The sequence below is a fragment of the Nocardia sp. NPDC004722 genome, from assembly GCF_053601505.1.
This window is the reverse complement of sequence record NZ_JBSGBY010000252.1, coordinates 1-11,441: the sequence shown is the minus strand read 5'-3', so window position 1 is coordinate 11,441 and position 11,441 is coordinate 1. Positions and strand designations below refer to the sequence as shown.

The 11,441-nt window shown below is 66.4% G+C and carries 7 protein-coding genes and 2 pseudogenes; all 9 read right to left on the bottom strand.

What is annotated here, in order from left to right; all coding sequences use genetic code 11:
* A pseudogene (locus ACWELQ_RS23665) lies at positions 1-349 on the bottom strand (esterase family protein); the annotation flags it as partial.
* 196 nt (positions 350-545) lie between these two features.
* Positions 546-1,880: pseudogene (locus ACWELQ_RS23660) on the bottom strand (alpha/beta hydrolase-fold protein); the annotation flags it as partial.
* Positions 1,881-1,987: 107 nt separating this feature from the next.
* Complete coding sequence (locus ACWELQ_RS23655; RefSeq protein WP_452399228.1) at positions 1,988-3,025, bottom strand: alpha/beta hydrolase; 1,038 nt, start codon at positions 3,023-3,025, stop codon at positions 1,988-1,990.
* A 340-nt stretch (positions 3,026-3,365) separates the two neighbouring features.
* The gene (locus tag ACWELQ_RS23650) at positions 3,366-4,346 is read right to left on the bottom strand and encodes an alpha/beta hydrolase (protein ID WP_452399227.1); all 981 of its coding nucleotides are present in this window, start codon (positions 4,344-4,346) and stop codon (positions 3,366-3,368) included.
* Positions 4,347-4,529: 183 nt separating this feature from the next.
* A complete protein-coding gene (locus ACWELQ_RS23645) occupies positions 4,530-5,549 on the bottom strand; it encodes an alpha/beta hydrolase (protein WP_452399226.1) in 1,020 nt (339 codons plus the stop codon).
* Positions 5,550-5,852: 303 nt separating this feature from the next.
* Complete coding sequence (locus ACWELQ_RS23640; RefSeq protein ID WP_452399225.1) at positions 5,853-6,941, bottom strand: alpha/beta hydrolase; 1,089 nt, start codon at positions 6,939-6,941, stop codon at positions 5,853-5,855.
* 330 nt (positions 6,942-7,271) lie between these two features.
* The gene (locus ACWELQ_RS23635; RefSeq protein WP_452399224.1) at positions 7,272-8,315 is read right to left on the bottom strand and encodes an alpha/beta hydrolase; all 1,044 of its coding nucleotides are present in this window, start codon (positions 8,313-8,315) and stop codon (positions 7,272-7,274) included.
* 271 nt (positions 8,316-8,586) lie between these two features.
* On the bottom strand, positions 8,587-10,527 hold the full coding sequence (zomB, locus tag ACWELQ_RS23630) for a flagellar motor control protein ZomB (protein ID WP_452399229.1): 1,941 nt from the start codon (positions 10,525-10,527) through the stop codon (positions 8,587-8,589).
* Positions 10,528-10,573: 46 nt separating this feature from the next.
* A partial coding sequence (locus tag ACWELQ_RS23625; protein ID WP_452399223.1) for a decaprenyl-phosphate phosphoribosyltransferase occupies positions 10,574-11,441 on the bottom strand: 868 nt, incomplete at its 5' end.

Here is an 11,441-nt window from a genome sequence, read left to right as displayed (position 1 = left end):
TGGACTGGCCGCCGACCGGCATCACGAGGGTGACGTTGTCCTCGGCGAACTGGCGCAGGGCGTTGGTCTCGAAGGTCCAGGCGTTGAAGTCGTCGCGGGCGCGCAGGCCGTCGAGCAGGTACAGCGCGGCGTCACCGCCGTGGCGGGCCCACTGCACCTGCACCTTGACCGGGCCCATGCTCGAGGGCACCAGCAGTTCCTCGAACCCGCCCTCGGGGGTGGCGCGATGCACCGGATGCGCGGGCACGGCGAGCGCGGGCCCGGCCAGCGCGGGGAGGGCCAGCACGGCCGCGGCGGCCGCGAGCGCGCGTCGCCAGCCCGGCGTTCGCCGGTATTTGGCACGCTTGATCTTCCGAGTCGAACCGTTCTGCGGGCATGACGAGGCGCCCTGTACTGCCATAGAGATCGATCTCCTGAACCGCAGGGGGAAGCACACCGACGTGACGGGAGTCACGGACAACGGTGCACTCTACAGTCGGCCCGGAGGTAACCGGCGGGTATCCGGTTCAGGTGGCGTGTATCTCGGCCTTGCCGTCGCGGAAGACGATGGTGCCGTGCTGGAACGCCTGCTGCATCCCGCCCTGTATGGGCGTTTCGTCGGAGGTGGGAAAGCCGAGTGCCCCAGCGGGTCCCGACGCGCCCTCGTACGCGCCGCCGATCATGCCGCCCACCGCGTGCGCGCCTCCGGCCGCCGACCACAGCACCCGGCCGCCCCGGAAGTCCTGTGCCGCACCGCCGGCCAACGGATACTCGGCGGTCAGGCAGTCATCCAGCCACGACTTCGCCAGTGCCACAGGCAGAATCGCGCCCGCCGAGGCGCAGTCGGGCTTGGCCGCCTCCACGCCCAGCGCGGACGCCGCCTGCGGCCAGGACTGCCGCATCTCGAAATCCCAGTAGGGCCACGAGTGCGTGCCGGATGCCCGGTAGTTGACCTGCACCGGAATGCTCAGCTTGTTCAGCTTGGCCACGAACTGCTGAGAAGAGAAGCGGGACAACACCTCCAACGCCATGCCCGACCAGTTGGTACTGACGCCCGGGATGCCGGCGGGCAGGTCGTAGACGCCCGCGAGTCCGCTGCCGCTGGACACATACAGGCTGAGGCCCTTCAGTTTTTCGGCCAGCGCGTAGGGATCGTGCGCCTCCCACTCCCCGTCTGTGGGCGAGCCGTACATGGCGTCGGCGTGGTAGCCGCCCGCGTCCCGCATCGCGTACGCGACCGCCTGCGGCATACCGAGAGTCGTGAGTGTGAGCATGCCGGAGAAGGAGGCCGCGTAGCGCGCGAAGCCGGGATTGCGGCCCGCCAGCGTCATGGCCGCGGTGCCGCCCATGGACAGTCCCGCCACGCCGCGCACATTGGTGGTCCGCCAATCCCGATCGAGCAGCGGCGGTAATTCTCTGGTGAGGAAGGTTTCCCACTTGTAGGTCTTGCCGTTGTCGGGCTGCTTCCAGTCGGAGTAGAAGCTCGCCGCGCCGCCCACCGGCAGCACCACGGTGACGTTCTTGTCGGCGTAGAAGGCCTCGGCCCCAGCGTCTTTCGTCCAACCGCTCTGATCGTCGGTGGCGCGCAGGCCGTCGAGCATGAACAGGGCCGGGAATTTGGCGTCCGGCTTGGTGTTCCAGTCCCGGGCCAGCAGCAGCTGGACCTGGATCTGGGTGCCCATGGCGGGTGAGTCCACCCACAGCGCCACCCGTCTGTTGCTCAGCCACACCACATTTCGAATCTCCGGCTTGGTGGGCTTGGCCGGATCCCCCGTCGGCGGCGCCGCGCCCGGCTCCGCGTACGCCGTCCCCACCGTCAGCACGGCCGTCGTGGCTACCGCGAGCGCGACCAGCACTCTGCGGCCGCCTCTCCCCCATCTACCAATTGCCACAGCTGTCACATACGTTTTCTACCCCGTTGCGGCGAATCATGGGGAGGCATAAAAGAACCGGCCACCCCGTAGGGTGGCCGGTTCATGCTTTCGAGCTATGAGTTCGCGTTATGGAATCACGCGAGACCGAGGGCGCTCAGCATCTGTGGGCGAGCCTTGATCAGCTCGTCGTGCCAGTAGCCCCACTTGTGGGTGCCGGTCACCTCGAAGTCGAACTGGGCCGGAACACTGATCTGACCCAGCCGCGCCTGGAAGGCACGGGTGTTCACCATCGAGAGCGCTTCCAGCGCAACGGCGTTGCCGGTGTTGAACGCGTCGCCGAAGGAGCCGACGCCGTCGTACCGGCCGGGGATGCCGCTACCCGCGGAGATGAACATCGGCAGGTTCTTGAGCTGCGGCGCGAACACGAACGGGTCCATGCGCAGCCAGGCCGGGCTCCACGGCGCGGCCATGGAATCCACGTTGTAGCGACCCGCGTCCAGCATGGCGATGCGGATGGCCTCACGCATGCCCGGCGCGGACAGGTTCAGGTAGCCCGACATCGAGGTGGCCTGCTTGAACATGTCGCGGTGGTAGGCGGCCATCATCAGGGCGGCGGAGCCACCCATGGACAGGCCCGCGATCGCGACGTTGTTGCGCGCGACCCCGTATCCGGCAAGGAAATCCGGGAGTTCCTTGGTCAGGAAGGTCTCCCACTTGTAGGTGAACTTCTGACCGTTGGTGTTGGACGGCGAGACCCAGTCGGCGTAAAAGCTGGACTGGCCACCGACCGGCATGATGACGTTCACGTCGTCATTGGCGAAGATGCCGGGGGCGTCACCCTCGTTGGCGTTGGCCCACGCGCTGTGATCGTCCTGGGCGCGCATGCCGTCGAGCATGTAGACCGCGGAGCTGCCGCCGTTCTTGGCCCACTGCACCTGAACCTTGATCGGGCCCATGCTCGAGGGAACCATCAGCTCTTCGAAGCTGCCCGGGGCACCACGATGCGCGATGCCGAACGCCGGGGCGGCCGAGGCGATGGACGGGGCGGCCAGTGAAGCGGTCGGGACTGCGAGCGCCGCCGCGGTGACGGTGGCGGCGACGAACCGTGTGCGCCAACCACTCTGCGCACGGCGTCGCGATACTCCCGGCACGGCGGACCTGCCGAAACGCATGGATACTGCTCCTTCTCTACCGCAGCACTGCGCTACTGCGGTGTCTTAAGTTGTCAATCGCGCACGCGGGCATGACGAAGCCATGCGTGGACATACGCGATCAGCACTCGCAGGGAATCCCGACTCTTCTCTGCGAGCGAAGCGCTACCACGGGTTGGTCACACTTGCGCTCGCTGGAGGGTATTCGACGCTCCGAGCGGTTGGCAAGGTCATGCTCAATGGTTAGGGGATTCACACCATCGCATATGACCGTAATGGTGCGGTGACCATATCGCGAATCCTTCGTGATGTCGCGGCAACGTGGAAAACCCTTACGCCGCACCCCTCTTGGCGGAATCGCTCAACCGAGGTTGGCGCTCAGGTCCGGCAGCATCTTGTAGACCTGGTCAGCCCAGTACGGCCAGTTGTGCACACCGTCGGAGGTGAAGTCGAAGACCGCATTGTTCACACCCAGCGAGTCCAGTCGAACCTGGAAGGACCGGGTATTCGCGAGGGCTATCGCCTCCAGGCCCATCGCATTTCCGACGTTGTACGCGTCCAGGGGGCTGCGCACGACATCCCGCTGACCGGGCAGCCCGTTACCGCTCGAGATCCACAGCCGGGTGCCGTTGTCCCGCAGCCGGGGTGCGAATACGAACGGATCGTTGCGCAGCCACAATTCGCTCCACGGCGGTCCCCACATGGCGTCGATGTTGTATCCGCCGGCATCCAGCAGCGCGGCGCGCAGGCCCTCGCGCATACCGGGCGCGGAAATATTCAAATACCCGGAATACGATCCGGCATAACGGAACTGGTCCGGATGATAGGCCGCCAGCACCAGTGCGGCGCTGCCGCCCATGGACAGGCCGAACACGCCGTTCCCGCGCGGATTGAAGCCCAGCCGGGCGGCCAGCGCATTGCGCAGGTCCCGGGTCAGGAAGGTCTCCCAGGCATACGGGACGGTCTGGCCGTTGAAGTTGCTCGGCGCGACCCAGTCCGAATAGAAGCTCGACTGGCCGCCGACCGGCATCACCACATTGATGTTCCACGCGGTCAGCACGCGCTCGATATCGGTGTCGATCTCCCAGCCGGAAAGGTCGTTGCGGGCGCGCAATCCATCCAGCGCGTACACCACACGCTGGGTATTGCCGTCCTGGGCGCGGAAGATGCGCGATTTGATCGGGCCCATGCTGGAATCGACCCAGAAGTCGTAGCCGCCCGGATCGAATGCGGCATGCGCTGTTCCCGCCGCGATCGTCCCGGACAGTGAAACGGCAACTGCCACCGCGAATCCCGCCAGGGATCGCCGCAGCGCACCCCGAAGCACTCGAACAGACCGCATCGACTCGCCTTTCACGAGTGTGGTCACCATTGACCACCGCCGAAATGCAGAAGCTGTTGCCGCTGACTCTTCTTAAGCCGCAGTTCGGAGCCGACGGCTGTCAAAACACCTCACGCGACCAAAACGTGATGCGAAACGTCGATGGCCGCCATCCCCTGGATGACGGCCCTCGATTCGTCCGGCCTATCCGATATTCGCGGACATGTCCGGGATCATGCGGTACGCGTCATTGGCCCAGTTGGTCCAGGCGTGCAGACCGTCGGGCGGGAAGTCGTAGACGACGTTCTGCGCGCCCAGCGTGAGCATGCGGACCTGGAAAGCGCGAGAGTTGGCCAATGCCAAGGCTTCCAGCGGCGCGCCGCGGATCAGGCGGTCGGCCGCGGCCCCGAGCGGAATGTTCAGATCCTCGGGCATGGGCGCACCGCTACCCGCCGAGACCCACACCCGGGTGTTGTTCCCGATGAGGGTGGGCGCGAAGACGAACGGGTCCATCCGCAGCCAGCTCGGCCCCCAGGGCGGAGCCATGCTGTCCACGTTGTATCCGCCCGCGTCGAGCATGGCGACCCGGATGGCCTCGCGCATGCCGGGTGCGGAGATGTTCAGGTACCCGGAGTACGAACCGGCGTAGCTGAAGAAGTCGGGGTGGTAGGCGGCCAGCGTCAGGGCCGCACTGCCGCCCATGGACAGGCCGAAGATGCCGTTGCGATTGGGGTTGAAGCCCAGGCGATTCTGCAGTTCCCAGCGCAGATGGTTGGTGATGAAGTCCTCCCAGGCGTAGCGGTAGCTCTTGCCCGGGCCGCCGCCCATCGCCTCGGTCGCACCCGAACCGGTGCCGTAGGCCGCCGATCCGGTGCCCGCCGGCACCCCGAAGAACGAGCTCGGCGCATCCCAGTCCGCGTAGAAGCTGGACTGGCCGCCGACCGGCATCACCACATTGATGTTCCAGTCGGCCAGCACCTGCGGCACATTGGTATTGATCTCCCAGCCGTTCAGGTCCTCCTGCGCCCGCTGCCCGTCGAGCACGTACGCGACCCGCTGGGTATTGCCGTCGCGAGCACGCAGGATTCGGGTCTTGATCGGCCCCATGACCGGGGAGTCGACCCAGAAGTCGAAGATCGCGGGATCGAATGCCGCGGCCGCCGGTGGCGATTCGATCACCGCCACCCCGAGTGGCATCAGCAGGGCGGCAGCGGCGACGCCCATGACCTTCCGTGTGAAGCCTCGAACCCGCATCGACCCAGCCCTTCTCGGTTTGAGCAGAACACTGATCACGCAGAACTCATCTTCGCTACCGAAGAAGTATCGGATGTCCAGCTGGGCGTGTCCCGTGTGCTCAGCGCGGCGAGTCGCGAACGATCATGGATCGTTTGCGAATCCGCAGCTGAAAAAACAAAGCCCCCCGCCCTTACGGGCGGGGGGCTTTGGGTTGAAAGGGTCCAGGGCCGCAGCCCCGGAGGCTCGAGGGGTTTCAGGGGCGAAGCCCCTGAAAGCTCACGAGAGTTGTGCTTACCCGATGTTGTTCGAGAGGTCCGGGATCATGCGGTAGACCTCGGCGTTCCAGTTGTTCCAGTTGTGGACACCGGTGGCCGGGAAGTCGTAGGTCACGTTGTTGGCGCCGATGGAGAGCATCCGGGCCTGGAAGGCGCGGGTGTTCACCAGGGCCAGGGCCTCCAGGGGCACGCCCTGGATGACCGGCATGATGCCGGTGACGTCACCGGCACCCGGGATCGCGCTCGCGGCGGAGATCCACAGGCGGGTGTTGGCGTCCTTCAGCCGCGGCGCGAACACGAACGGGTCCATGTGCAGCCACTGCGGCCCCCACGGCGGGGCCATCGAGTCCACGTTGTAGCCGCCGGCGTCGATCATCGCGATGCGGATGGCCTCGCGCATGCCCGGGGCGGAGATGTTCAGGTAGCCGGAGTACGAACCGGCGAAGCTGAACTGGTCCGGGTGGTAGGCGGCCAGCGTCAGCGCGCCGGAGCCGCCCATGGACAGGCCGAAGATGCCGTTGCGGGTCTTGCTGAAGCCCAGGCGCGCGTTGAGCGCGTTGGGCAGGTCCTGGGACAGGAAGGTCTCCCAGGTGTAGCGGTAGCTCTTGCCGGGGCCGCCGCCGAGCAGCTGGAAGGCGCCCGAGCCCGAGGACGAACCCGAGGCCGAGCCGGAGGAGGACAGCGAGGAGGAACCGGCCGAACCGCTGCCGCCACCTTCACCGAGGATGCTGCTGGGCGCGTTCCAGTCGGCGTAGAAGCTGGACTGGCCGCCGATCGGCATGACCACGTTGATGTTCGCCGCGGTCAGCGCGTGGGTGATGTCGGTGTTGATCTCCCAGCCGCTCAGGTCCTGCCCGGCGCGCATGCCGTCGAGGGCATAGACGACGCGGGAGGTGTTCCCGTCGGCCGCGCGGAAGACGCGCGACTTGACCGGGCCCATGGAGGCCGAATCGACGTAGAAGTCGAATCCGCTGGGATCCAGTGCCGCGTTCGCGGTTCCGACGCCGACCGCCGACACCCCGAACGGCAGTGCAATCGCCAGAGCCAATCCGACCACGGAGTTCTTGAGCCACCCGCGGGATCTCTGACGTCTATCGCCTCGCATTGATTTGTCCGGCCTTTCCTGTCGTTCGGTCTCGCCGTGTGCTCGTGACTCCGGCAGAGGTCTCGGCGACCCTATCGCGAATGGGCAAACGGGGTGTTATCCGATCGTGACGAAAGTGACGAGCGCCACCCTCGGACCGGAATGTGGCGCAGATCAGCGCCTGGATGCGACTCCGGAGTCGAATTCCACCCCCGTGGACCCATACTCAACAGCTATCACTCCAAACTGCACGAACCTCACTGCGCGCCTTCAGCATCCCCTACCACTCGCGGTGAATGATCAAGGCGCGCGCCAACTCTCAGCAAAGTCTAGGCATCGGCCAAGGAAGGATCACCCGATGTTGTTGGAGAGGTCCGGAATCATCCGGCCCATCTCGCCCTCCCAGTTCTTCCAGTTGTGCACGCCGATGGCCGGATAGTCGGTGACGATATTGCCGCCGCCGAGCGCGGCCCAGCGCGCCTGGAAAGCCTTGGTGCCCACCAGCGACACCGCCTCGATGCCCATGGCCTGAATGACGGTGGCGTTGATATCGCCGACCGAGCCCGGCAGGCCGCTGCCCGCCGAGATGAACAGGTGGGTGCCGTTGGCCTTCAGTTTGGGCGCGAACTGGAAGGGATCCAGGTGCTGCCACTTCAGATCTTTGGCGCCCGCCAGCGCGTCGACGTTGTAGCCGCCCGCGTCCACCATGGCCACCCGGATGGCATCGCGCATGCCGGGCAGCGACAGATCCAGCGCACCGGACATCGAACCGGCGTAGGAGAACTGATTCGGATGGAAGGCCGCCAGCATGAACGCGGAGCCGCCGCTCATGGACAGCCCGAAGATGCCGTTGCGACTCGAGCTGAAGCTCAGGCGATCTCGTAGCGCGTTGGGCAGTTCCTGGCTCAGGTACGTTTCCCACTTGTAGGTGTAGGACTTGCCCGGGCCGCCCGAAAGCGCCTGCGTGATACCGGATCCGGACTGCTGCGAGGCGGTGCCCGCGGGCAGGCCGAGGAAGGTGCTCGGCGAGTTCCAGTCGGCGTACCAGCTGGACTGGCCGCCGATCGGCATGACGACATTGATATTGGCGGCCGTCAGGGCATGCGCGACATCGGTATTGATCTCCCAGCCGTTGAGGTCGTCACGCGCGCGTTCCCCGTCCAGCGCGTAGACCACCCGGTTGGTATTACCGTCGGCGGCGCGGAAGACGCGGTTCTTGATCGGCCCCATCACGGAGTCGACGTAGAAGTCCATGCCGTCCGGGCTGTAGGCGGCCTGCGCCGGTGTCGTTCCCAGGACCGAAACCCCCAGCGGCACCATGGTTGCCAGGGCGACGCCCAGCACCGTCTTGCGCAACCAGCTGCGCGCCCCGCCCTTAACCGTCACGCCCCGCATATTCGGCCTTCCATCTGTGCGCCCCGGGCCTCCCTGCTACCCGCCCGGAATCGTATTGCGACAACCGTTGCCGCACAGCGGATTTCTGGGTCGGCGACGGGAGTACTCGCGGAGCTTATCGCGAAACCCACGCCGGGGTGTTACCAAATCGAGATAGCCTCTCACATCTCGCGTCCCGACCGTGACGTTTCGGTCAAACCCCCTCGCACATAAGAGAAAACCCCGCATCCGGTATGGATGCGGGGTTTTCGCCGTGCGTACTTCGGGCCGCTTACTTCGGCGGCGCGGGCGGCGGTGGCAGAGTCGGATCCACCAGATTGCACCGCTGGATCTCGTACTTCGGCACCCGATCGATCCGATACTTGGCGAAGGTGAACGCCTGCATCAGATTGTGCCGCCAGCGATCGAAGGTCAGCGGCGCCCGCGAGGAGGCCAGCAGCGCCTGGGTGTCCGGGCAGGACAGCGCGGTGCGCGCCTCGTCCGACCACTTCTCGTCCAGGAACCACGGCATCCACGGGTGCCGGTCCACCATGCCGGTGTCCACCACGACCCAGTCCGGGTAGAGGTTCTTGTCGTGGCCGATGCGGCCGTCGGTCAGCCGATCGGTATGCGACGCAAGCGGATACGCCAGGCCCATCTGATCGATGACCCGCACGTCCAGCGGCACGTTCATGCTGGTCATGCCGAGATTCAGGAAGAACACCACGTGCTCTTTGTTGCCGTCCGGCACCGGCGCGGGCACCAGGTACCAGTTCATGAACGACGGCGAGTTGAGCAGCAGCGCACCGTCCGGCGAATTGGCGATGTCCCGGACCATGGCGCGGATGCGCGGGTAGTCCAGGTAGTCCTCGGCCCGGATCGGGTGGTCGTGTCCGGTATTGAGCACGTAGTAGATGCGCTCGTCCACAATGCCGTTGGCGCGGATCTTGGTGCCCGCGGTGATGGCGGTGGTATTGGCCGCGAACAGCGCCCAGACCGCCGTGCCCGCGAAGGCCGCGACCACGACGACGAAAGCCCAATCCAGGCCGCGCATTCCGGACTCCCCGGTCCGCTTCGGCAGCCGGATCGGCAGTACCGCCACCGGCAGGGTCAGGCAGAACAGCTGCGGCAGCAGCATGCGGCCGTGCATGAAGTCGCCGCCGACGCGGATCTCGTAGACGGTCAGCACCACGCCGCTGGCGAGCATGAGGGTCACGACGGCCGCCGGGGTGCGCAGCCAGACGCTGAAGCGGTGAATCCGCCCGCGCAGACCCGACTTCGGCGATTCCTCCGCGACCACGTGGCGACCGTCGGCCCCGTCCGCGCGCCGCTGCCGCGCCAGCACCAGCCCGGCGATCAGCAGGATCAGCAGCGGCAGCCACAGCCAGTACGGGCCGACGAGATCCCACAGGTAGATGAAGCCCTGATGCCATTTCGCGCCGCCGGCGTCCTTGGCCACCGCGGTGTTCGGGTAGGGCAGACCGTAGTAGCCCATCCGCCAGATCTGGTACGCGATCGGCACCAGCCCGGCCACCGCCACCACCAGCACCCGGAACATCCAGGGGCGCAGGCGGGTATCCGGCACCGGCGCGCAGAACAGCATGGCCAGCGCGAGCGCGCCGACCAGCGTCATCTCCGGTCGGATGAGCGGAGCCAACCCGGCGAAGAAGACCAACGCGAAAAAGGCCGCGGGGCGGACTTTTTCGGCCTGACTCCAGCGCACCATGCCCCACCAGAGCACCGCGAGCCAGAAGATGACCAGGCACGACTCCAGCCCGGAAGTGGCGTAATCGCGGGCGGGCGGCAGCGCGATGTAGACCAGCACTCCCGCGGGCACCAGCAGCGCGGAACGCGTTCCGCCCCACAGCCGCGCGGAGCCGAGCATGGCGAACACGATGGCCAGCACCGAGAGTGTGAGCGCGATGCCGAGCACCACGTACTCGAGCCGCGCCTGGGTCAGCCAGCTGAAGAAATAGACGATGAAGGTCCACGCCGTCGAGGTGTTGGCCTCGACGCGCTCGCCCGCATTGAAGACCGGACCGTTGCCCGCCATCAGGTTTCGGACCGTGCGCAGCACGATCAGGCCGTCGTCGGCGATCCAGCGGCGCTGCCACGCACCGGCCGCGAACAGCGTCGCGGTCAGCACGATCCCACCGAGGAACGTGGCGCGGGATAGTCGCGAGAAGCCGCGCGGGCCATCGTCCGCACGCCGACGGGCGCGACCGAGCGGCAATTGTGCCGTCGGCGCGCCCACCTCTCGCTCTTCTCCCTCTACCACGTCAGGTGAGATAGACAGCGACACCTACCGCTCCGATCAAGGCGATTGCGAGGAACTGGAGGACGCGGTCCCCCAGGGCGATCTCTTCGGGCTCACCCGCTTCGCCGCGATCGACATCCACCGCGTATCGCATGATGGCGATGGTGAACGGGATCATCGAGATGGCGAACCAGATGGTGTCCTTGGTCTTGTCCTGCTCGAATGCCCACAGACCGTAGAACACGACCACCGCGGTGGCGGACAGGGTCCACACGAAACGCAGGTAGGTCGGCGTGTAGTACTCCAGCGACTTGCGGATCTTGGCGCCGGTGTCGAGCGCGATCTTCAACTCGGCGTAGCGCTTTCCGGTCGCCATGAACAGCGAACCGAAGGCCATGATCAGCAGGAACCACTGGGACAGCCGGATATCCGAGGACACGCCACCCGCGACCGCGCGCAGCAGGAAGCCCGAGGACACGATGCAGATGTCGAGCACGGCCTGGTGCTTGAGGCCGAAGCAGTAGGCCAGCTGGATGCCGATGTAGACCGCCATCACCACGGCCAGATGCCAGTTCGCGATGAACGACAACAGAATCGAACCGGCGAGCAGCACCACCGACAGGCCGTAGGCCAGGTTCACCGGCACCACACCGGCGGCGATCGGCCGGAACCGCTTGGTCGGGTGCGCCCGGTCGGCCTCGACATCGAGGGCGTCGTTGACCAGGTAGATGCCCGAGGCGGCCAGGCAGAACACCACGAAGGCGATGGCCACGTGCCAGAGCACCGTCAGGTCGGTGATCACCAGGTCGCCCGCGGCGGTCTTGCCGGCGGCCAGCGGCGCGGCCAGCACCAGCACGTTCTTGACCCACTGACGCGGGCGCATGGCCTTG